General features: G+C 63.4%; 21 protein-coding genes, 3 tRNA genes and 1 pseudogene. 19 read left to right on the forward strand and 6 right to left on the reverse strand.

Annotated features, from left to right (window positions below; all coding sequences use genetic code 11):
* The first annotated feature begins 30 nt into the window (after positions 1-30).
* From GBB76_RS03430 to GBB76_RS03440, 4 genes are read left to right on the forward strand one after another with little or no spacing between them, the layout of a single operon-like run.
* On the forward strand, positions 31-276 hold the full coding sequence (locus GBB76_RS03430) for a helix-turn-helix domain-containing protein (RefSeq protein ID WP_152301988.1): 246 nt from the start codon (positions 31-33) through the stop codon (positions 274-276).
* A gap of 1 nt (position 277) precedes the next feature.
* On the forward strand, positions 278-1507 hold the full coding sequence (locus tag GBB76_RS03435) for a hypothetical protein (RefSeq protein WP_152301989.1): 1230 nt from the start codon (positions 278-280) through the stop codon (positions 1505-1507).
* Between the two features lie 55 nt (positions 1508-1562).
* Positions 1563-1652, forward strand: coding sequence for a hypothetical protein (locus GBB76_RS19000; protein WP_371717066.1), 90 nt, complete (start codon positions 1563-1565; stop codon positions 1650-1652).
* Complete coding sequence (locus tag GBB76_RS03440) at positions 1612-1998, forward strand: very short patch repair endonuclease (RefSeq protein WP_256366648.1); 387 nt, start codon at positions 1612-1614, stop codon at positions 1996-1998. Before GBB76_RS19000 ends, GBB76_RS03440 begins: the two co-directional genes overlap by 41 nt.
* Before the next feature lie 72 nt (positions 1999-2070).
* Here the strand turns inward: GBB76_RS03440 and GBB76_RS03445 are convergent, their stop codons facing one another.
* Positions 2071-2796, reverse strand: coding sequence for a hypothetical protein (locus GBB76_RS03445; protein ID WP_246669025.1), 726 nt, complete (start codon positions 2794-2796; stop codon positions 2071-2073).
* Positions 2797-3022: 226 nt separating this feature from the next.
* On the opposite strand from GBB76_RS03445, the gene GBB76_RS03450 reads away from it, so the two are divergent.
* The 3 genes from GBB76_RS03450 to GBB76_RS03460 all read left to right on the forward strand — a co-directional run bounded on the left by GBB76_RS03450 (position 3023) and on the right by GBB76_RS03460 (position 7379).
* The gene (locus GBB76_RS03450; protein ID WP_152301990.1) at positions 3023-3238 is read left to right on the forward strand and encodes a helix-turn-helix transcriptional regulator; all 216 of its coding nucleotides are present in this window, start codon (positions 3023-3025) and stop codon (positions 3236-3238) included.
* 644 nt (positions 3239-3882) lie between these two features.
* Entirely contained in the window at positions 3883-6144 is a 2262-nt protein-coding gene (locus GBB76_RS03455; RefSeq protein WP_152301991.1) for a hypothetical protein, read from the forward strand.
* Between the two features lie 389 nt (positions 6145-6533).
* Positions 6534-7379 (forward strand): hypothetical protein, encoded by an 846-nt coding sequence (locus GBB76_RS03460; protein ID WP_152301992.1) that lies wholly within the window; start codon positions 6534-6536, stop codon positions 7377-7379.
* Positions 7380-7937: 558 nt separating this feature from the next.
* On the opposite strand, the gene GBB76_RS03465 is transcribed toward GBB76_RS03460, so the two are convergent.
* The gene (locus GBB76_RS03465) at positions 7938-10049 is read right to left on the reverse strand and encodes a UvrD-helicase domain-containing protein (RefSeq protein WP_152301993.1); all 2112 of its coding nucleotides are present in this window, start codon (positions 10047-10049) and stop codon (positions 7938-7940) included.
* Positions 10042-10824: a hypothetical protein gene (locus GBB76_RS03470; RefSeq protein ID WP_152301994.1), complete on the reverse strand. Its 783-nt coding sequence runs from the start codon at positions 10822-10824 to the stop codon at positions 10042-10044. The genes GBB76_RS03465 and GBB76_RS03470 overlap by 8 nt, the downstream gene beginning before the upstream one ends.
* A 984-nt stretch (positions 10825-11808) precedes the next feature.
* Between GBB76_RS03470 and GBB76_RS19005 the strand changes: the two are divergent.
* A pseudogene (locus GBB76_RS19005) lies at positions 11809-12858 on the forward strand (recombinase family protein); the annotation flags it as partial.
* A 558-nt stretch (positions 12859-13416) separates the two neighbouring features.
* Here the strand turns inward: GBB76_RS19005 and GBB76_RS03480 are convergent.
* Positions 13417-13491: transfer RNA gene (locus tag GBB76_RS03480), tRNA-Glu, on the reverse strand.
* 235 nt (positions 13492-13726) lie between these two features.
* Positions 13727-14149 (reverse strand): VOC family protein, encoded by a 423-nt coding sequence (locus GBB76_RS03485; protein WP_246669026.1) that lies wholly within the window; start codon positions 14147-14149, stop codon positions 13727-13729.
* A 54-nt stretch (positions 14150-14203) separates the two neighbouring features.
* Here GBB76_RS03485 and GBB76_RS03490 point away from each other — a divergent pair, with 54 nt between their 5' ends.
* From GBB76_RS03490 to GBB76_RS03500, 3 genes are all read left to right on the forward strand, one after another.
* Entirely contained in the window at positions 14204-14971 is a 768-nt protein-coding gene (locus tag GBB76_RS03490; protein ID WP_152301996.1) for a Sir2 family NAD-dependent protein deacetylase, read from the forward strand.
* 146 nt (positions 14972-15117) lie between these two features.
* On the forward strand, positions 15118-15720 hold the full coding sequence (locus GBB76_RS03495) for a cold-shock protein (protein WP_152301997.1): 603 nt from the start codon (positions 15118-15120) through the stop codon (positions 15718-15720).
* 49 nt (positions 15721-15769) lie between these two features.
* Entirely contained in the window at positions 15770-16255 is a 486-nt protein-coding gene (locus tag GBB76_RS03500) for a DUF192 domain-containing protein (protein ID WP_152301998.1), read from the forward strand.
* 19 nt (positions 16256-16274) lie between these two features.
* Here GBB76_RS03500 and GBB76_RS03505 read toward each other — a convergent pair whose 3' ends face one another.
* The gene (locus GBB76_RS03505; protein ID WP_152301999.1) at positions 16275-16661 is read right to left on the reverse strand and encodes a hypothetical protein; all 387 of its coding nucleotides are present in this window, start codon (positions 16659-16661) and stop codon (positions 16275-16277) included.
* Between the two features lie 200 nt (positions 16662-16861).
* Here GBB76_RS03505 and GBB76_RS03510 point away from each other — a divergent pair.
* The 8 genes from GBB76_RS03510 (at position 16862) to GBB76_RS03545 (ending at position 22371) form a co-directional block, all read left to right on the forward strand.
* Positions 16862-16938, forward strand: a tRNA-Pro gene (locus GBB76_RS03510).
* A gap of 46 nt (positions 16939-16984) precedes the next feature.
* Positions 16985-17290, forward strand: a complete 306-nt coding sequence (locus GBB76_RS03515; protein WP_152302000.1) for an ETC complex I subunit — start codon at positions 16985-16987, stop codon at positions 17288-17290.
* A 27-nt stretch (positions 17291-17317) separates the two neighbouring features.
* Positions 17318-17394: transfer RNA gene (locus GBB76_RS03520), tRNA-Arg, on the forward strand.
* Positions 17395-17521: 127 nt separating this feature from the next.
* The gene (locus GBB76_RS03525) at positions 17522-18244 is read left to right on the forward strand and encodes a hypothetical protein (RefSeq protein WP_152302001.1); all 723 of its coding nucleotides are present in this window, start codon (positions 17522-17524) and stop codon (positions 18242-18244) included.
* Between the two features lie 114 nt (positions 18245-18358).
* The gene (locus GBB76_RS03530; protein ID WP_152302002.1) at positions 18359-19852 is read left to right on the forward strand and encodes an acetyl-CoA hydrolase/transferase family protein; all 1494 of its coding nucleotides are present in this window, start codon (positions 18359-18361) and stop codon (positions 19850-19852) included.
* Between the two features lie 82 nt (positions 19853-19934).
* Complete coding sequence (locus tag GBB76_RS03535) at positions 19935-20519, forward strand: nucleoside 2-deoxyribosyltransferase (RefSeq protein ID WP_152302003.1); 585 nt, start codon at positions 19935-19937, stop codon at positions 20517-20519.
* Between the two features lie 120 nt (positions 20520-20639).
* The gene (locus tag GBB76_RS03540) at positions 20640-20933 is read left to right on the forward strand and encodes a hypothetical protein (RefSeq protein WP_152302004.1); all 294 of its coding nucleotides are present in this window, start codon (positions 20640-20642) and stop codon (positions 20931-20933) included.
* 178 nt (positions 20934-21111) lie between these two features.
* Positions 21112-22371, forward strand: coding sequence for an aminopeptidase (locus tag GBB76_RS03545; protein ID WP_152302005.1), 1260 nt, complete (start codon positions 21112-21114; stop codon positions 22369-22371).
* The last annotated feature ends 18 nt before the right edge of the window (positions 22372-22389 follow it).

Below are 22389 nucleotides of genomic sequence, written 5' to 3' on the forward strand. Positions count from 1 at the left end.
AGAAATGTCGCATTTTAGCAAGATCAATCCGTGACCCAACATACTGATCTCCTCGAGGCCGGGCAGGCGATTCGTCGCCGACGTATGGTGCTCGGTCTAAGTCAGGAGCAACTCGCCGAACGGGCCGGGCTCCACCGCAACTATGTCGGGTTCCTTGAGCGCGGCGAACGCAATGCCAGCTTGACAACGCTCTTCAGCCTCGCCCGGGCGCTCGAACTTACTATCGGCGAGCTGTTTGCCGGGGTCGGGGCCGGGCCCTGCGCCGAGGGCTCTTAACATGGCGCTGCTAGCTTTCTGGAACGCCCGCCCTGAGGAGGTTCGCACACTCTCCTTGGAGCAGGTCGTCTCTGCTGCTGGAGACGGGCGGCTGAGAGACGGCTCCGAATGCGCCCGGGAATTTCGGGCCTTCCTGGCCGACGCAGACGCCGACATGCTTGCTCGTTACGTAGCCGAATGTATTGAGGAAGCTGGCGGTCGACGGTCACGCAACGGCTTCGACGGCAGCGGTCTAGCCCTCCAAGACGTAGTCAACGAGATCGGCCGGCGCCTCGACTTCAATGTGGAGGATGGCCTCTACCAGGGCAGGCGCGACGCGATCGGCTATGATGGCATATGGCGAGATGGGCAGGGCGGGGATTTGGTGGTCGAAGTCAAGACCACTGAGGCCTACAGCATAGATCTGAACGTGATTGAGGCTTACCGCCAAAGGCTGATCGATGCCGGACGCGTGTCCGAACAGGCCTCCATACTCTTCGTCGTGGGACGCAAGGAAACTGGGGCACTCGAGGCTCAGATCCGCGGCTCGCGCCACGCTTGGACCATGCGTATGATCGGCATTGCGGCTTTGGTGCGACTCTTGGAAGTCAAAGTGAACGCCGAGGCTGCTGCTGTCGCCGCCCAGATCCGCGCGCTGCTCAGACCTGTAGAGTACACCCGTTTGGACGGTATAGTCGATCTTGTATTCCGCGTCCGACAGGACGTGGAGGAAGCGACCTCAGAGGCTGAGCTGCTTGAAGACGCCACCTCCTCCGGGCGACGTGAGTCACGACGGCAGGCTTCCGGGCTTCCGGCGCCGTCGACCGAATCATTTCGCGAGGCCGCCGCCGAGCGGATCTCCCGTCGCCTCGGAGTGCGCCTTGTGCGCCGCCGTCGTTCTCTGTTCGAGACTGCCGACGGCTCTGCGCGGGTGGTCGTGGCCGTCTCCAAGCGCTACGCGCGCAGCTATCAAGCCTACTGGTACGCCTATTATGACACTCAGAAGGCGTGGCTGGAGGAGGCGCAGAACGCTTGGATCGCCCTCTGCGCCGCAGACTGCGGCGACCTCTATCTTGTACCAGCTGCCGAGATTGCTCGGCATCTGGACCGGATGAACGTGACAAACCGGGAGGCGGATCGGACCTACTGGCATCTTCTCGTCCGACTGGTGGACGACCGCTTTGTCCTAGTGACGGGCGACACCGAAATCTCACTGGCCAAGTGGAAGTTGGATGAGTCACCCACCGCGTGAGAGTCGCGTTGCGACGCGACCTGATCCGCTTACGCTGGCGCAGCGGTCACACAATATGTCGATGATTCGCGGCCGAGATACAGGGCCCGAAATGGTCCTGCGTCGTGCGCTACACGCGCGCGGACTTCAGGTATCGGCTTCATGAACGACGCCTACCCGGCACACCTGATTTAGTTTTACCGCGATATCACGCCGCCGTCTTCTTCCATGGGTGCTTTTGGCACGGCCACGACTGTCGCTACGGAGTGACACCAGCCACGAATACCGCCTTCTGGTTAGAAAAGATCGAACGAAATCAAGCCCGAGACCGCAACACCAAGAACCAGCTTCTCGAACTTGGATGGCGAGTCCTTACGGTATGGGAGTGCTCGTTCCGGGGTGTGGGCAGGCGACGGCCGGAGGAGGTGGCCGGAGCAGTGGCCGACTTCCTCTGCTTCGGGGGAAGTACAGCGACGATTTGCAGTCAGAGAGTTCCGGAAATCACGGAGTAGGTTCCGCGATCGTGGTGCTTTGAGACCAGCGGCAGCGGCCGCGAGCTGGAGTCGGTGACCAGACCCCAGATATCAGTCGGTGTCCGGTTGCAGACGGGAGTTTTCGGACGAACTTTCAGATGGGTATGGGTACGCGCACGAATTGTCGTATTGCTCCACCGAGCAACCTTGCGTTTCCCTCATAGGTAATTCGGCCATTGTTCTGGGCAGGCCGTCACCGGACTTCATTCGCGGAAGGCGCGCAAGTCGCGCAACATCCCTACGAATGCGCCGCAGCTCCGGCCACGGGAAATGCCGCCGCTCGGCGCCATCAGCGCCGAGGGCAATCAGCGAGTCGAGCTTTGCGGAGAGACCGCGCAGAGACGTGGCGTCTGCCGCAAAGAGCCTCGCGATCAGTCGCTCTTCATCGACGGATGCCGCCGCCTCTTGCTGTCTGGTGGCGGTGTAGCCAATGGCGCGGTCCGCGTCGTCCCAGAGCCGTTGATGCGTGCGCAGCGCGGCGACCACTTCGTCACGGCGCGCGCAAAGCGATGGCAGATCGGCCGCAAGCTCATCGAACTGCCGCAGGGAGGCGATCCGCATTGGTAACGGCAATTCGTCTGCAGCAAGAACCGCCTGCGGAAACCCAACCGTCCGCGCCAGTTCGGATTCCAATCGCTGCTGTTTCTGGCAAAGAGCGAGCGTGCGCCGATGCGCGGCGCGCCACGCTTTCCATGCAAGGACAGCCGCATCCGTTGCGCGATGATCCTGCGGTTCGGCCGCAGCCGAACTGTTGAAGGAAGTGCCGCCGATCGTCATCAGGGCGGCAGAGAGAACGTCCCTCCGGGATGGCCGGGACAGACTCGTGCTAGTCTCAGAATCAGCCATGATCCGAGCTCCACGCAGCTTGGTTGTGGTCAGGCCGGATACGTGGGGCAAACACGTGTCCGGCCGCCTAGGCGCAGAAGGATAGCGACGACATGAAGCAACGGCAATCAAAAATCACTACAGTGTCGTGATTCATATGAGTGCTGCGCAATGCAAAATGGCCCGCGCCGCTCTCGGTTTGGGCGTGCGCGATTTGGCGAACCAGGCTGCCGTTTCCACACAAACCGTGACCCGTTTCGAGCGCGGTGAGACATTAAAAGCGGCAACGGTTGAGCGTATTCAAGCGGCTCTCGAAGCCGCCGGCATCGAGTTTATTCCAGAGAATGGCGGCGGCGCCGGTGTGCGCTTCCGCAAGCCGTCAGCGCCGGCCTAGGCCTCAGCGACCGCGGCTCCTGCGCAAGATCGCTGCGACTTCAGTGCGGTTCGGCGGCAGTTCCTTTGCAGCTTTTCCGCACCGCGACTGCCAGTCTTGAGCGGGGCACCGATAGCCGCTTCGCTTCAGGCAAGGCGCTGAATGGCGACGTCGCTGCCCACGTGGCGGCGCCTGCACCAGTTTGGCATCGCATTTCCGGCGGGTCTGACGAACAGCCGGTAGCGCTCGGCGCCCACGGCGCGTTTTCTGCCGCTCTGTCATAGTATATCAGCGATGTGGCGTGATCTCATTTGGGCCCGGGGAAGCGAGACAGCTTGAGGGCAGGATAAAAGCGCGCACATTGCGCGGCGGTCGGATGGTTGTTTTTGCAGGATATTTTCTAAACCTAGACACATTGCGCCGCTCAAGAGAAATGTGTGTGCCTTTCGGAAAGATTGTTGGCTGAACGCTCAGCCGCACATTGTCATCGTCTGATGACCACGTGAAGGCCATCACCCCTCGGTTTCGGATCGCGGTGCCTGCCACTTCTGGATCGTGGCGGAGAGAAGGGCTTCTCGGCAGAAACGCCGCCCCTGACCGAGGCGAGTCGCCTCTCCACAACGTGCCTGCACTGACCGCCGATGCCCCGTACGAGCTTCGCGCGCATGTTGGTGAAGTTCTGCCAGCAGCGCGCCACGACCGTCCTGTCGCCTCGCGACGCCGATCTGTTCCAGAACTGGCTTCTCGATCTCCTAGCTGCGCGCGTGCCACCGCCTCTAACCGAGCGCGACTATGACTGGCATGCGATCGCTCACGCCTGTGATGTCGATCACGCCGATCTGAAGCGTGCCGGCTCCATACTTGCACCCAGCCTTGATGCGCTGCGCCGTGAACTGGCGCGCCGCGGCCACGTCACGGTGGAGCGGGGCGCGGCGCGCCGCACACCGCCGAGATCGGAGCGGGGCACACCCCATCGTGGCGCGGACGAGCCGGAAGCTATGCCGCGCCGACGCGGCCCTCGGGCGAAGCCCATCATAGAGTTCCCCGAAAGCGACGGGCGGCCCTGGACCGACCCGCCCTCATTCGCCGATGCGCTCGATCTTCACATGCGCCGCCATGGCGACACCGCGAAGCATCTCGCCCGTGTCCTTGAGGCGAGCGCGACCCAGGTCGATGCCACGGCACTCAATCTGTGGCGCCGCGGCGTGAAGGTGCCGCGCGCCTCGCGAAGCCTCGCGGCGCTGGAGCTCATCGAGCGGCGCTACCGTCTCCCGCCGGGCTATTTCCGCTCGAAGCTGCCGAACGGAGACCGCTGCACCTCGGCGGGGACCATTGCCGGCATCAGTCGAGCCGAGCGACGACGCCTCGCCTGGCACCTGCCGCATGATTTTGATCGGCGCCCATTGAGGGAGAGGGAGGAGATCCTTGAGTGGGTGCAGCGCGTGGTGATCACGGGGACGACCGACTATCGCCGCTTCCAGGCTGCCGCCATGAAGCAGCGCTATTCGATCCGCTTTCCCGGCCTGCTCGACCAATCCTCCCGGCCGCGCGGGCTGTACCGGTTTTGCCGGGAGGAGGATGGATCGCTGCCGGATCCGGATCTCGCAAGTGCGGCGCTTGATGCGCCGCCCCAGCTGGCCGAGGAGATGGCCGATCTCGTCCGATTCAAGACGGCGACGCTGACGGCCTTCGGCTATCAGCGCAACGGTGTCTGGGGCGAGGAGACGGCATCCCAGAAGGTCGAACATCTCGGTCTGATGTTCGGTGCGCTGGCGGCCTCACCCAGCGGCGCGGTCCATGGCTTCGGCGTGCCGCTAGAGAATCTGAGCTTCAGTCTGCTGGTCTTCCCGATCGTGTGGGACTGGTACATTCAATGGCGGGAGCGTCGGCGCGGCTTCTACACCGCGTGGGAAGTCGACATGCTGCGGATCGCCGCCGCGCTCACCCGCGCCGAGACAGGCTGGCTGCGGCAGAACCCGCAGTTGGCCGAACGCATCCGCCCCATTCCCAATCTGATCACCGAGCGCGACGTTGCCGCTGCCCGCGCGGACTGGGACGCAGCTTGCGAGCAGATGCATCGCCACGGCCTCGCCCGCGCACGGGAGGTGCAGCGCGTAGCCCGCATCCATCGTGATCCCTTCGAGCCGATCATCGCGGTGCTGGAAGCGGAGAGGCCGGTCGCCGAGTATCGCAAGATCACCGAGGAGATCCTGCGGCTGATGCCGGACGAGAAGCGCTATCCGCGCGCGGCCGCCGAGGCGGTACGGGCCTTCCTCATGCTGCGGCTCGGTCTGCATCTCGGGCTACGCCAGAAGAACCTGCGTCAACTCCTCGTCTGTCCGCGCGGCCGGCTACCCACCTCGGAGCGCCGCCTCGCGGAGATGAAGCGTGGCGAGTTGCGCTGGAGCGAGCGCGACCAGGGATGGGAGGTGCTCATCCCCTCCGTCGCCTTCAAGAACGCGAACTCGTCTTTCTTCGGCAGCAAGCCGTTCCGGCTGATCCTACCGGACCTCGGCGGGCTCTATCACTATCTCGAGGCCTATATCGACCGCCACCGCCGGGTGCTGCTGAAGCACGCGGCTGATCCCGGCACGCTGTTCGTGAAGACGGTGAAGCTCACCAGCAAGGATGCCGGGTACTGCCAGAACACCTTCTATGAGGCCTGGCGTCTGGCGATCCAGCGCTATGGCATCCACAACCCCTACACCGGCCGTGGAGCCATCAAGGGCCTGCTGCCGCACGGGCCGCACAATGTCCGGGACGTGCTCGCGACCCACATCCTGAAGAAGACCGGCTCCTATGAGCAGGCGAGCTACGCCATCCAGGACACTCCCGAGATGGTCGCCAAGCACTACGGGCGCTTCCTGCCCCAGGACAAGGCCGCTCTGGCAGCGCAAATTCTCAACAAGGTGTGGGAGGCGGCGTGAGGGGAGAGGGTGCACGTGCGGCTCTCTCGCCGCCCGCTCTGCGCGATGGTGCGTTCCCGCATGGGCAATCCGCTTCCGCAGCAGGGCAGAGCGGACAGCGCCCAGATGGGCAGACTGAAAAGCCGCTCATTCGGGAGAGGAACGGTGCGATCAGGGCCAGGAACGGACTGGCCGGTTTTGGCTGCCGTTCTGCAGCCGACCCCATTGAGGGCCGTTCAACTCGTCGTAGCCAATGCCCAAACCTGCCGTCCATTCTTGGACCGATTATCGGCGTGATAGGGCTGGAGCGGACTGGCCGCGTTCAGCTGTTCTATCCAAAGACTAGACGTTTCGTCTTGCCTTTACTAATCCCTGCCATCAATTATCTTGGCTGCGACAACGATTGAAAAATGGTGAAAGTGATGGCGAAGGAAGAACAGCTGTTGGCGAACTCGATTCGAGATAGTTTTTATGAAGCAAATAAGATTGTCGACAAAATAACATACATCATCGAAGGCAATACCGTGGAGTGTATCAACACGGTTAATCCTGAAATGGATGAGGCCGACGAGCTTTTGGAGTGGTACATCACCAAGCTTTATCGCGATGTCGGAGTGCTGGCGGAACGGATGCAAGTGCCACGTATGGCAGAGCGCATCGCCGCCGAATTCGATGCCATCAAGAGCATTAACGATGTAAGGCCGAGCAACTTCGATGTTGGCCTAGTGAGCCCACACCTAAACCGTATCAGGGGCCACTTTGAGACCCTGGCAACAATGATCCACGGCACCGAGGTCACTGGGCTGGACGTGTTCCGCACCATTTTGGAGAACACCCCCGCTATCGTCGAGTTGACTGAGACCGATCCCAAAAAGGAGTCCGATGTCCAGAAGGCGGTGATGAAAGTACTTAGGATCGCCTTTCCAGATGTCGAACGAGAACCGTCGATCAGTCATGTGTTTAAACACTACAAACCTGACTTCGGGATTCGATCTCTCATGGCTGCTGCAGAGTACAAGTTTGCAGACGGACTTGCTGAGGTGCGGAAGTCGCTCGACGAAATATACACCGACATGAAAGGATATAGTGGTCACTACGATTGGCGCACGTTTTATGCGGTCATTTATACGACAGACACCATTGTAAATCCAAAAGAAATCGAAGCCGAATTCACCAGTGTCGGCGCTGATCTGAATTGGTCCCCGATCGTGGTGGTTGGCAAAGGCCAGCGCAAACCCAAGGTGCCGAAGAGCTAATCATCTTCCAAACCCACCGGAGCCTGAGGGTAAATTTCCACTTACCCTGTGACGGCTGCCAATCGAACTGTCAGCATTCCAACCCAGCCGGTCATGGCCCCGGGAGATCCTCATCGCCAACACAACAGCGCAATCAGGGCCGGGAGCGGAATGGCAGGTTATGGACAGCCGATCTCAGCAGAGGGACACTTGCTCATCGAGCAGTTGAAAGGCCAGAACCCTAAGCCGTACATCCGGCCGCCCTTTTCGGGCCGTCGGAATATTCCATTCGTTACTAGAAAAATGATAGGCTACTCAACCTTCACAAAGTTCGCTAACAGCTTTCCTCGCGTTCATTGCTTTGATAAGTCGACTCCGAGGTCCTAACCTCCCAACAGGCTCGGCAATGCGCGCGAGAGCTAATCTCTTCTCCGCTTGACATACGTTCTTCCGAATACGTCCGATCCGATTAAATTGATAGATAAATGGGCGTCGCCCAGAACGTTTCGTGGCCGTCTCACTTTTGGGTGCCAGTCGAGACAATGTCTTCGAGGTGGATTTCCTACGGTGGTCAGATCGCTATACGGCTAGTAGTTTTTCGTCGGCGGCGCTCGCTAATACAAGCGGGACATACCTAGCGCAATAAATGTTGAGCGATTCCGTGGCCCTGCTGCACGAAAGATATACGGAAACCATCTCGCGGAGATGACCGAACTGTGAAGTGGGAGCGGAGATCCTCAAGGCCAAGACCACGACGTGCGAGAACTGCGTCCCGCCCACGAACTGCCAAGGAGACACGACGACGGATCGCTTGCTATAAGCCAATCGCTCGATGTCGTCAAAGCTCTCAAGCCTGATCGTGTTGAGGCCCAGCTCGGCCATCCGCCCAGAAATCTCCGCGTCGATGTCGCCCAGAGTCACGACGCATATCCGATCGGAAGGTCCAGCACTGGCGTTGATGTCGGCGACCAACTCGGATGCCGCCACCATAGCCTCCTCCTCACTCGCAAAGGAGAACATCGACGGACGGTGCGTGCCGGCACCGCGGGTATCGTGAATGCGAAGCGGAAGGGCATTGAGGGGAAATTGCTGATATATGAAGCTGATGAACGCGAATATCTGCTCGTTGAAGCGATGGACGACCTCCAAGTATACCGGGACGTTTTCGACTGTGGCGCGCCGTGCATTAAGCGACGAGAACACTCCTTGCGCCGGATCTTCAGCGGTGACGAAGGGAACACCCCGCCGGGACCGCCCGAGCAGCTGCAGCGCGGTCCGCTCTTGCGGGTCGAAAACCTGCAGCTCATCCACAAGTATATAGTCGTAGCCTTCAGTTTCCTTCCTCATCCTCCAAGTAAACGTTTCCAGAACCCTAATTGCATCGAGTATGAACTGATCGGTGGTGATCGCGGACCGGTCGACCAACTCCTGCATAAAGGAGCGATACACCGCAATCACGAACCCCCTGTCGGCGATTGTCACGAACGGTGGCATCCAGTCTTCGCGGGATGACCCTAGGTATTCTTGAATCGATTCCGGGTCGTCGGGCGAGACTCCAGACGCGGTCAGTACGCCCGAAATCTCGTCGTAGAGATCCAGCGTGAGGTCGAGCCGCTGCCGGCTGTCCTTGGCGGCCGACACCGCGTCGCCTATCCAGTCCGCGACGCCAGGGTGGTTCGTGAGTTCGAGCTTTGATATCGTCTCGCCGATGATTTCGATCGACTTGAGGCGACCTTCGGAGGAATCATCGCCTATTACGTTTGTACGCTGCTGACCGATATGCCCCGCATGGAGCTCCAGCAGCGAAAGTAGAGGAAAGACGGTGATTGCATCGGGGGAGATTCCCCCGTTCAGGGTGTTGAGCACGCCGTCGATCCGCTCGGACATGGCCCAGCTATGCGTGGCAACGAGTAGCCGTCTACCCTGGGCCCGGACATCTTTGTCACGCGAAATTTGTATCGCTCGCATACACAACGCCAGCGTCTTTCCCGAACCGGCGGGACCGAGGATCCGTACCGACGCATTGATGTGTTGCTGGAGTATGTTCTTCTGGGAGTCAGAGAGCAAGTTCAGCCACTCCTCGTAGGATCGTCCCTCGACCACCGAGCGGCTTCCGATGGTCTCAAGGTCGAACTCCTGCGCGATCGCGGCGAAAGAGGACGTTTCCTGTTCCGTGATCTCTTTGGCGGCGAACTGGGCAACGACGCCCACCATGTCGTCTGGCCAGGCTCTCGGTGCAAAGTTCGCGATGTCCACTTCCGACCCTTGGGAAGACAGATAGTCGAACTTCACGCACCTGATTTCGCTGTTGATTTCGACCACCCACCGACGGCTTGAGACCTCACGCGGCAACGCGAAGAAGGCCAGCAGGTTCTTGTGGTGGTATTCCAACCAATGTCGCGGCAGATGGACCGGCGGCGACTTCATGCCTTTGACGACCCGAGCCACCCTGCGAAAAACTTCACTGGGGGCACCGCCGTCGTCTTTCAGGAATGCGAGCCATTTCGTCCCAACCAGGGCCAGAAATTGCCCGGGTGGCTCATTGGCGAGCCGATATGCGACAGTAGAGTGGCCGATGAAGAATCGATGTATGCCGTTCTCCTCCTTCGGAAACATCGATCCTGGGTCGAACGCACCGGTGGCCAGCGCTGCGTCGAGGGCGGACTCACTAATTAAGATCTGCTCAGGCATCGCCGAATGCCTCCTCTATGGCCTCATCAATCCCGTCTGGAATGTTTGGTAAGCCGATGTCCGAGAACACCTGCGCCATCAGCTGCGTCAACCGGTATCGGAACGGCGAATCCAAGCGTCCGAGTCGCTCGCCTGGGCGAGCGCCAACCTCTGAGGTCCGAAGTGCGATGTCATCCAGACCAACCTGCCAGATGTGCCTCAACCACGCTATGTGGCCAGCGATCCCCAATTTTTGAGTACTGGGGAGCATTAGCAGATCGCCGCGGCCGCGGATCTGGTCTCGGAGCGCGTTCTTCCCTTTGGGTCCGCTGCCGATGTCCCTCATCAGCTTAACGTAGCCTTCGACTGGGATGGAATCCGAGGCGCCGAAGACAAAGTCCGCCGCCACTTTCCGCGAATCATTCCCGTCTAGATCGGACAGTGCGCAGGTTTGCCGCAAAATGGTGAGCTTTGTTGCGCGCTCTTGGCTCACGTTGATCGAATATGCTTTGAACAGATATGTCTCGATTATGTCGCGCTTCCGCTCGCAGTCCTCGAACAACAGATACCGCTCGAGAACGGTTCGCGCATCGACGACCGGGACGAGCGTAACGAGGCGGGCATGCTTTCTCAGCTCGAGATCGCAATCGGCGGTGACGATTATTCCTACCTTGCGGAGGGGACTTTCGGACCGTTCGAAGACAATCAGATCGCCTTGGCGCAGTTTAGCGTCGGGGCCGACAGTGTCGTCCAGTAGCCACCCTGGGACATCATCCTGCAGGTCTGAACTCGCCAACGTCCCCCTCCACGACTATGCCGCAGTGAGGCACAATCTAACCTCGACCGATTCGATTCGAAAATCTAACCGTAATTCGCGGGGTTGGTCGAGCCGGCGTTGTGGTGGCCATTCACATTGAGACGACCGGCGGACGGTGTGCGTTCACGAAGATCTTAAAGGACACGCTTAGGTTCCACACCCCGCAGCTTGCAGCTTCAATTGAAGTTTCTCAAATATTTGGACGCGGTCCGCACCATCAGCCGTTCCGACACCAATAGAGGTTCTCTACACGTCAAAAGTAGAGCAGGCGCGACCCTGAGAGCAGCCGAAGCGGCGCCCTGGTGGCGGGAATGATATTTGGCTAAAGGTACTTGGATGCGTGAAGGTGACCGTTCCATTTTCATCAATCAGTTTTTGAAGCCATTTGAACGAAGGACCGCCTAGGCGCGGTCAACGTAAGAGGGAATGACCGAAATGGCGGCGCGAAACAGACGTCGCTACACGGGCAGTCGAACGCCAGGTATGGGTCGTTGCCGCCAGACTGCTCCACCAAACGTATCCCGGGAAAGACTCGCGCGCCGCATCTGACAAGTATTTTTGCGCTGCTGCACGTGGTTGTTCTGCGGCGTAGAAACGGCCCCTTGGCCAGTGGGGGGATGCCCTTGATCCTCCGCGCATGCGCCACTCGCGTCCGTTTCTTCCGAAGAAAATATCCAGTGCGGGCAGCGATGCTCCATCGCCAGCTTCGAGCTTGGCTGGCGCACCACTCTCAAAGATCCCGCACCGTGATGCGCGCATCATTCGAGATGCTGAGCAAAACCTTGCGCCCGCTGACTCCGTCGAGCATGATTCCAAGGTCGTGCATGTCACCGACGACTGGCCGTCGAACGTTCCGATCACACCTGACGAGGTCGATGTTGTCGAAGCCTTCCTCAGGCGGGAGATTGATGCGCTGCTGAGGTGACGGTGCTGCCGAATGAACCTGACGGAGGCGATTGGGCTATGAATGTAACCTTGCCGATCACCAGCCGGGCCGCCCTCTATCTCCGCGTCTCGACCACGCGGCAGGCCGACGTTGACCTGTCCATCCCAGACCAGCGCCTCCAGACCGCCGCCTATTGCGAGCGGCAGGGCTGGTCCGTTGTGGCGGAGTATGTGGAGCCGGGTGCGTCGGCGATGGACGACAGCCGGCACGAGTTCCAGCGGATGATCGAACGGGCATCCGATGACGATCGCCCATTCGATGTCATCGTCGTCCATAGCTTCAGCCGGTTCTTCCGCGATGCCTTCGGGTTGGAGATGTACATCCGACGCCTCGCGAAGCACGGCGTGCGGCTCGTCTCCATCACCCAGGAGCTCGGGGATGATCCAGCTCAGGTCATGATGCGGCAGGTCATCGCCTTGTTCGACGAGTACCAGTCCCGCGAGAACGCCAAGTATGTGCTGCGGGCCATGAAGGAGAATGCCCGGCAGGGCTTCTATAACGGCTCCCGCCTGCCGCTCGGCTTCGCCCTCGAAGAGGTGGAGAAGCGCGGCCATCGCACGAAGAAGCGAATCGTCGTTGATCCGGTTGAGGCCGAGCTGGTGCGGCTGATGTTCGATCTCTACCTGCAGGGAGATGGCACATCGGGTCCCATGGGCATCAAGGAGATAACCAAGCATCTCAACGCCAAGGGCTACCGCACCCGTCTTGGAGCCCGCTACGGTGTCGGCACCATCCACGGGATCCTGACCAATCCCGTTTATGTCGGGGAATGGAGCTTCAACAAGCGAAGCTCGAAGACCGGCCAGGTGAAGCCGCAGCACGAGGTTATCCCGATCTCGGAGCCGGCCATCCTCGAGCGCCGCACTTTCGACAAGGTGCAGAAGGCGCTCAGGGCGAAGAGCCCGCACAACAGCCCGCCACGGGTCATCTCAGGTCCGATCCTGCTGACTGGGCTTGCCTATTGCGCCTGCTGCGGCAGCTCCATGACGCTGCGCACCGGCACATCGAAGAGCGGCAGGGTCTATCGCTATTACAGCTGCTCCACCTCTGGCCGGGTCGGCAAATCCGCCTGCAAAGGGCGAACGGTGCCGATGGAGAAGCTCGACCATCTGGTCACACGCCATGTGGCCGAACGGGTCCTGATGCCCGAACGGCTGGAGGCGCTGCTGCAGTCCGTCGTCGACCGGCGGGTGAAAGCAGATGCCGAGGTTCAGGCGCGGATCGATGAACTCGCTCGCGAAAGGACGACAGCGGAAGACAAGCTCCGGCGGCTCTACCAGCTTGTCGCCGACGGCATCGCGGAACCCGACAATATGCTCAAGGAGCAGATTGCGAAGCTCAAGGTAGACCGGGATCGGGCGCATTCGGCCCTGAAGCGGATCGAGAATCAGGGAGCAGCCGCCAGCCGGCTTGATCCGGACAAGCTTGCCCGCTTCGGGCAACTCATGCGGTCAAACATCACAGAGGGTGAGGTGCCGTTCCGCAAAGCCTATCTGCGGTCGCTTATCGACGCGATCGAAGTCGACCAACACGTCGTGCGCATCCACGGGTCAAGGTCGGTGCTGGAAAGGGCCGTACTCGCCGACCGCGCCACCCAGCCGGGTGTTCGCGGTTTTGTACGGAAATGGCGCGCCCTAGGGGAGTCGAACCCCTCTCTCCACCGTGAAAGGGTGGCGTCCTAACCGATAGACGAAGGGCGCGCAGGCGGGGCCCTTATAGGGGCGAGCGAAGCCGCGCACAAGACGTCGCGGGACATGTCGTCCACAGCTCCGTCGAGAGCGGGTGCGTCGCCCGGCAGGGCCGCCGCGCGGGCGGGGCGGCCCCTCCGGCCGAGCGTCGGTCGCTCGCTTCTCGGGGAACCTTACTCCGGGTGCCTCATGTGGAGTTCACCCTTTGGAGTTCACGCCCCCGGGTTTACGATTCGGGGTTCACCACTCACCACTTGCCGATATTGGGCGCCGAGGCCCAGGGCTCCTGCGCCGGCAGGGCGGCGCCCTTCTGCAACAGCTCGATGGAGATGTTGTCGGGCGAGCGGACGAAGGCCATGCGCCCGTCGCGGGGCGGGCGGTTTATGGTGACGCCGCCGGCCTGCAGCTTCTCGCAGGTGGCGTAGATGTCGTCGACCTCGAAGGCGAGGTGGCCGAAATTGCGGCCCTCGCCATAGGCTTCCGGGTCCCAATTGTGGGTCAGCTCGATCTCGGCGACGCCTTCCTGCCCCGGCGCGGCGAGGAAGATGAGCGTGAAGCGCCCCTGTGGCACCTCCTTGCGGCGAACTTCCACCAGGCCCAGCTTGGTGCAGTAGAAGTCGAGCGAGGCCTTGATGTCGGTGACGCGCACCATGGTGTGAAGAAACTTCATGGGGTTCTCTTTCTGGCGTCGGCGGCGTGGCCGCATGTCGGGTGAGCGCAACATATGACGATGGACGACGACATCAAGGCTGCCTGCGACGCGCTCGGTGCCCTGCTGGCGACCATGACGCGCGGTGTGGCGTTCACCGGGGCGGGCATCTCCACCGAATGCGGCATTCCCGATTTCCGCTCGCCCGGCGGCCTGTGGACCCGCAACCGGCCGATCGACTACGAGGCGTTCCGGACCCGGCCCGACATGCGCGCGGAAGCCTGGCGGCGCCGCTTCGCGATGGAGGCGGCATTCGGCGCGGCGCGGCCGGGGCGCGGCCATCGCGCGCTGGCCCGGCTCATGGGGCAGGGGCGGCTCGCCGGCATCGTCACGCAGAACATAGACGGGCTGCACCAGGCTTCCGGCGTACCGCCGGAGCGGATTGTCGAACTGCACGGCAACACCACCTACGCGACCTGCCTCGATTGCGGCGAGCGCTACGAACTCGGCTGGGTGCGCGCCCGCTTCGAGGCGGCCGGCGAGGCGGCGCCGGACTGTCCCGGTTGCGACGGCCCCATCAAGTCGGCCACCATCTCCTTCGGCCAGCCCATGCCGGCGCCGGCCATGGCGCGGGCGGCCGAACTGACCGCCGCCTGCGACGTGTTCCTGGCCATCGGCTCCTCGCTCGTGGTGTGGCCGGCCGCCGGGTTTCCGGTGCAGGCCCGCCGCCACGGAGCGCGCCTCGTCATCATCAACCGCGAGCCGACCGAACTGGACGAACTCGCCGAACTGGTGATCCGCGCCGATATCGGCGACGTGCTGGAGGCGGCGACAGGCGGGTGAGGGCGCCGGGCGCGATAGCGGTCAATCGCGCACCACGAATCAATTTGGGTGTTTTCGTGGCGCGCCCGGGTGCTATGCTTCAAAATCAGAATCAAACGGCCCGGCCAATCCTCCCGGGTCATAGCGTTCCTGGAGGTAGGCAGCCGATGGTATCCGACGGTTCTCTGCCACGGCCGGGTCCGGATGCGCGCGATGCGCTGGACCGGGACGCCGATGCGGCCGAACGCGCGGACGGCGACGTCGTCCAGATCGCCGGGACCATCAAATGGTTCGATGTTTCCAAGGGTTACGGCTTCGTCGTTCCCGACGGTGGCGGCCGCGATGTTCTGCTGCACGTGACCTGCCTGCGCCGTGGCGGCTTCAATACCGCGCAGGAAGGCGCGCGCGTCGTGTGCGAGGCGATCGCCCGCGAGCGCGGCTATCAGGCGCTGCGCGTCATCTCGATGGACGCCTCGACGGCCCTGCACCATTCGCAGCTTCCGCAGGCCCGCACCCATGTGACGGTGCAGCCGGTCGGCGGTTTCGAGCGCGCCTGGGTGAAATGGTTCAACCGCCTGCGCGGTTTCGGCTTCCTCTCGCGCGGCGATGGCACCGAGGACATCTTCGTCCATATGGAGACTCTGCGCCGCCACGGCTTGACCGAGCTGCGGCCCGGACAGATGGTGCTGGTGCGCTTCGGGCCGGGCCCCAAGGGGCTGATGGCCGCCGAAGTGCGCCCCGATGGTGCGGAGACGCCGTCCTCGCATTAGGGCACGCCGTCTTGTCACCAGGGAGGGCGCCCGCGGGCGCCCGTGCAGCATGATCCTCGTTTCCACCGCGCCACGCCCGGGCGCGCGCACCGTGCGGCTGATCGCCGGAATCCTCCTTTTCGTGCTTCTCGCCGCCGTGTCGGCACAGGCGGCGAGTTTCGAGAAGCTCACCATCCTCACCCGCTCGGGCCCGGTCCCGGTGCAGATCGAGCTGGCCGTGACGCCGGCGGAACGGGCGAAGGGGCTGATGTACCGTACCGAGCTGGCGGCCGGTTCCGGCATGCTGTTCGATTTCGGCGTCGAGCAGCCGGTCTATATGTGGATGAAGAACACCTACATCTCGCTCGACATGGTGTTCATCCGCGCGGATGGCCGGGTGGCGAGCATCGCCACCGACACGGTGCCGCTGTCGACGGCGACGATCTCGTCGGGTGTGCCGGTCAAGGCGGTGCTGGAGCTGCCGGCGGGCACCGCAAAGGCGCTCGGCATCGCGGTCGGCGACCGGGTCGAGCACCGGCTGTTCGGCGTCCGCTAGCCGTCGCGGCGCCCGGCGCTCAGTAGAAGGGCGGGCCCCAGGGGCCGAGGTCGAACGAGGCCTGCTCGTTCATCATGGCCGTCATCTCCTGCTCCTTTACCAGCTTCTGCTGGAAGACCATCTGCTGGTAGGCGGAGAAGGCATCCTGGTTGCCGACATACAGGCACCCGCACACGGTCGGGTCGGCATAGATGAACACCGGCTGGCCGTTCTGGCTCTTCACCGTGAATTCGTTGGGCGGCAGGCTCTTGAGCGAGGCGATTCGCGCCGGGCTGTCGGCCATCCGCATCTTGAAGCCGGCGGCGGAGAGCATGTTGCCCTTATCCGGCGGCGGGTTCTGCGTGGTGGCGCAGGCGGAGGCGGCGATGCTGACGACAACCAGCGCGGCGATGGCGGAGGGCTTCACTCCCGATACTCCTGCGGCACGGACCCGAATGTGCGGAAGGTAACAGGCGATCCCCGGGTGTCGAGTCCGTCGCCTTCCGCCGAACTTTGGGGCCGGGCGTCGCCACGAGCCTTGCCATGCGCGGGCGCTCTGTGCCATTCCAGAGCGCCCACAGCCGACAGGCTCGGGCAAGCCGTGCATTCGCAACGGTTTCGATGGATCGGGGCATAGCGCAGCCCGGTAGCGCGGAAGTTTTGGGAACTTCAGGTCGCAGGTTCGAATCCTGCTGCCCCGACCATTCGGACGTGCGAGGCTGGGGAGCCAGGGTTAAGGGAGCGAAGGACATGGTGGCACGCATCTACAAGCCGACCCGCAACGCGATGCAGTCCGGCTCCGCGAAGACCAAGCTCTGGGTGCTCGACTATGAGCCCGAGCAGCCGCGCCAGGTCGAGCCGCTGATGGGCTATACCAGCTCCGGCGACATGAACAGCCAGCTGCGCCTGCGCTTCGACAGCAAGGAAGAGGCGGTCGCCTATGCCGAGCGGCACGGCATCGCCTATCAGGTGCAGGAGCCCAAGGAACCGTCGCGGCGCAAGATCGCCTATGCCGACAATTTCAGCTTCCGCCGCATCGGCCAGTGGACCCACTGACCGCGCCGGCGGTGCCGACCGGGCACGGACCGCGTAGCTCAGCTGGATAGAGCAGCCGCCTTCTAAGCGGCAGGTCGCTGGTTCGAGCCCAGCCGCGGTCGCCAGTTTCCTCCCCTCTGATTTCCCGATCTGCGCCACTCGGGCGCGCGGTTGTATTTGATCGCCAGCGCGACCCTGTCGTGCAATCATGCCGTTCTCATTGGGGGATGGGGCATGCTTTGGCGATCCGGCGTGGTGCTTCTGGCTCTGGTGCTGGCAGGGTGCGCCGACCATCGGATGGCCACTCCGCAACCCATTGCGGCGCGGGACATCGCCGATGTTCTGGTCGAGATCAAGCGCCAGCTCCAAGTCTATGCGATTCGCGTCGCGACGCTGGCGCCCGGCCGGCTGAGCAGCGAGACCGACCCTTCGGCGCCACCGCGCGCCTTCAATTGCGGCAATGGCGACATTCGCTTCGATGTCAGAAAGATCCGGCTTGCGCTGCTGACCAAGACATCGGCGTCCGCCAAGCTGTCGGCGGCGGGAACGCTCGGTGTCTCGCCCGTCTCGGTGGGCGTGGGAGCCGGCTACGGCGCCGAAGGCTCGCAGGAACTTGTGGTGTTTCTCTTCCCGCAGAAGACCAAGCCGCGCCTGTCGGAGGTCGACACGGCGGCGGCTGCGCCCATCGCCGCGCAACTGCTCGCGCTGCGTGACGCGATGATCGTCGCGGCGCAGGCGCCGGGCCCGTGCTGGCACACGAACACCCCCCAGCGGCCGGCGTCGGAGGCGGGAACTTACAAGCTCGGGCTTCAGGTCACCGTCTCGGTCGACGGAAAGATCGGCGTTACGCTCGCGCCAGTCACTCTGGGTGCCAGCGGCGAGGTCAAGAGTACCACCGGCAACGAGATGACCGTGACCTTCGAGCAGCCCGTGTCCGGCCCGGGCGATTCGGAAAGCTCCTACATCGTCCGCTAAGGCGCCCAGCCCTGCGCGGCACGCATAGCGACATGCCAGGGTCACGAAAGTCGAATCGCGACGCCGGCACGTCCGCGTTATCGGAGCCGGCCTTCCTCCGTTTCGGGTCTCGCCATGCATCGTGAACGTATCCGCCAGCCCTCGCTGTGGGAGAAGATCGTCAGCGCGGAGGAGGCGGCCGCTTATATTCGCGACGGCATGACGGTCGGCATGAGCGGCTTCACCCGGGCCGGCGAGGCCAAAGCGGTGCCGATGGCGCTGGCCGCGCGGGCGAAGACCGAGCCGCTGAAGATCACCCTCATTACCGGCGCCTCGCTCGGCAACGACCTCGACAAGCAGCTCGCCGAGGCCCACGTGCTCTCGCGGCGCATCCCGTTCCAGTCCGACCCGGCGCTGCGCAAGGCGATCAATGCCGGCGAGGTGATGTTCGTCGACCAGCATTTGTCGGAGACGGTGGAGCTTCTGCGCACGCGCCAGCTCGGGCCGATCGACGTCGCGGTGATCGAGGCGGTGGCGATCACCGAGCAGGGCGGCATCATCCCGACCACCTCGGTCGGCAATTCGGCCAGCTTCGCCATCCTCGCCGACAAGGTGATCGTCGAGATCAACCTTTCGCAGCCGACGCTGCTGGAAGGTCTGCACGACATCTACATCCCGACGCGCCGGCCGGTGCGCCACCCCATTCCCATCGTGGCGCCGGAGAACCGCGTCGGCCTGCCCTTCATCCCGATCGACCCGGAGAAGATCGCCGCCATCGTCGTCACCTCCAAGCTGGACTCGTCCTCCACCGTGCTGCCGCCGGACGCCGAGACGCGGGCCATTGCCGGGCATCTGACCGAGCTGTTCCGCCACGAGGTGGCGATGGGGCGCCTGACCAACACGCTGCAGCCGTTGCAGGCGGGCATCGGCACCATCGCCAATGCGGTGATGCACGGGCTGATCGACAGCCCGTTCCACAACCTCACCATGTATTCCGAGGTGCTTCAGGACTCCACCTTCGACCTGTTCGACGCCGACAAGCTCGACTTCGCCTCCGGCTCCTCGATCACCCTGTCGAAGGCCAAGTACGAGGCGGTGCTGCCGGAGCTGGCGCGCTACAAGCCGAAGCTGGTGCTGCGCCCGCAGGAGATCAGCAACCACCCGGAAGTGATCCGCCGGCTCGGCGTCATCGCCATCAACACGGCGCTGGAGTTCGACATCTACGGCAACATCAACTCCACCCATGTCGGCGGCACCCATATGATGAACGGCATTGGCGGCTCCGGGGACTTTGCCCGCAATGCCTATCTCTCCGTCTTCGTCACTAAGTCGACCGCCAAGAACGGCGCCATTTCGAGCCTGGTGCCGATGGTCGGCCATGTCGACCACACCGAGCACGACGTCGATATCGTCGTCACCGAGCAGGGGCTGGCGGACCTGCGCAATCTCGCCCCGCGCGAGAGGGCGCCGCTCATCATCGCCAATTGCGCCCACCCGTCCTACCGCGAAGCGCTGGCCGATTATCACCGGCGCGCGCTCGCCCGGGGCGGGCACACCCCGCATCTCATCGAGGAGGCGCTGTCCTGGCACGCGGCGCTGCGCGAGCGCGGGACCATGCTTCCGGGTTAGGCCGGGTTTCCTTGCGGGCGCAAAAGGCACTAAGCCTCGGGCGAGCCCAGCGTCCCGAGTCGCCAGCGCCCCCGAGCCGCCCATGCCCCGACGTCTTCGCCTCTATCTCGCCGGACCCGAGGTGTTCCGTCCCGACGCCGCCGCCGAGGGCGCGCGACTGCGCGCGCTGTGCGAGGAGGCGGGCGCGGAGGGCCTGTTCCCGCTTCACGCGGAGGGCGTCGACATAAGGCAGGCCTGCATCGACATGATCGACGACGCCGACGCCCTCGTCGCCAACATCACGCCGTTTCGCGGCGCGCATATGGACCCCGGCACGGCGTTCGAGATCGGCTATGCCGAGGCGCGCGGCAAGCCGGTGTTCCTGTGGTCGGACGACATGCGCACGCTAATCCAGCGCGTCCCTCCGGTGGCCGAGGGGCGCGATGCCGATGGGCACCTCGTCGAGGACTGGGGCAAGCCGGAGAACCTGATGATCGTGCCGGACGGGCGAACCGTGTGGCCGACAGCGCAGGAGGCGATCGCCGAGGCGACCGGCATGCTCGGCTTCTCGGTCAAGAATCGCGAGCTAAAGCGCCTGACGCGATTCCTCGTCACACTCGCCTTCCTGGCCAGCCTCGGCGTCGCGCTCGCTGCCGGCGCCATCGTCAACCGGATTGTCGGCTGGTAGCGCCGATACCCTGGTACCGAAGCAAGCGCGGAACAAAATCCGCCGTGCGCCGTTGTATCCGCAGTCGAGCCGGAGTTGCTCTACCGGCCGTTGTCCTGACTGCGAGATGGAGACATCATCATGCGCACGCTCATTCTTGCCACCGCTGCTGCGGGTATTCTCGGTGCGACCGCCGGCGTGGCCAACGCGACCCCGGAATATCGCGGCCCCTATTATGGACCGGGTGTCTATGAAGGCCGCAACGTCTATGTCGAGCCGCGCGGCCCGGTGGTCTATTCCGACGGCTATGTCCGGACGGTGCGCCCCATGGGCCCCGCCTATGGCTACGAGCCGACCTATGGCGACTCGTGGTACCAGCCCGGCGATCAGGCGATCATCAACCAGGAGCGCGCCAACGACCGCAGCAGCCGCTGACGTCATTGGAACCAGCGCTTTGAGGGCGGGCCATCGGCCCGCCCTTTTCGTCTGTCATCACGCGAACCCGGACCGCCGCGCTTGACGCCCGGCGCCGGGGGTCTCTTGAATGGGCGCTTCCGGCGACGCATCTGCGCCGGGAGCGGCGCCGCGCGGCGCCCCCATTTCGGAGACCGACATGACCAAGCACAGCGGCATTCCCACCGATACGCTTTCCCACGAGGAGCGGCTGGACCGGCTTGGGCAGGTGGCCGTGCATGTCGGCCTCGGCCTGCGTCCCGGGCAGGAACTGGTGATGACCGCCTCGATCGACGCGCTGCCGCTGGTGCGGCGGATCACCGAGCATGCCTACAAGGCCGGGGCGAGCCTCGTCACCACCCTGTTCAGCGACGAGGAGGCGACGCTGGCGCGTTTCCGCCACGCGCCCGACGACAGCTTCGATTCGGCCAGCGCCTGGCTCTATGAGGGCATGGCCCACGCCTTCAAGGCCGGCGCCGCGCGCCTCGCCATCTCGGGCGAGAATCCCTCGCTGCTGGCCAATGAGGATCCCGAAAAGGTCTCGCGCGCCAACCGCGCCCGCTCGAAGGCCTATATGCCGGCGCTTTCGCTGATCGCCGGCTTCGACATCAACTGGACCATCGTGTCCCATGCCTCGCCGTCCTGGGCCAAGGCCATGTTCCCGGACGATCCGGAGGACATCGCGGTCGCCAAGCTCTGGCATGCCATCTTCGCTGCCTCGCGCGTGGACACGCCCGATCCGGTCGCGGCGTGGGACGCCCACAATGCCGAGCTGCACGCCAGCACGGCGCGTCTCAACGGCAAGCGCTATTCGGCGCTGCGTTTCCGTGGCCCGGGCACCGACCTGACCGTGGGTCTGGCGGACGAGCACGAATGGGCGGGTGGCGCTTCCATCGCCAAGAACGGCATCGTCTGCAACGCCAACATCCCCACCGAGGAAGTCTTCACCACGCCGCACAAGGACCGCGTGGACGGCTATGTCGCCAGCACCAAGCCGCTCTCCTATCAGGGCACCTTGATCCAGGACATCGCGGTCAGGTTCGAGGGCGGTCGCATCGTCGAGGCCACGGCCCGCACCGGCGCCGATGTGCTGGGCAAGGTGCTGGAGACCGACGAGGGCGCGCGCCGGCTCGGCGAGGTGGCGCTGGTGCCGCACTCCTCGCCGATCTCCAAGAGCGGCCTGCTGTTCTACAACACGCTCTATGACGAGAACGCCGCCAGCCATATCGCGCTCGGCCAGTCCTATTCCAAATGCTTCATCAACGGCGCCACGCTGACGCCGGACGAACTGGCCGCGCGCGGCGCCAATTCAAGCCTGATCCATATCGACTGGATGATCGGCTCGGGTGAGGTGGACGTCGACGGCATCACCGCCTCGGGCGAGGCGGAGCCGGTGATGCGCAAGGGCGAATGGGCCTGATGGCCATCGGGCGGGAAC

Origin of the sequence: Ancylobacter sp. TS-1, assembly GCF_009223885.1 — a bacterium.
GTDB lineage: Bacteria > Pseudomonadota > Alphaproteobacteria > Rhizobiales > Xanthobacteraceae > Ancylobacter.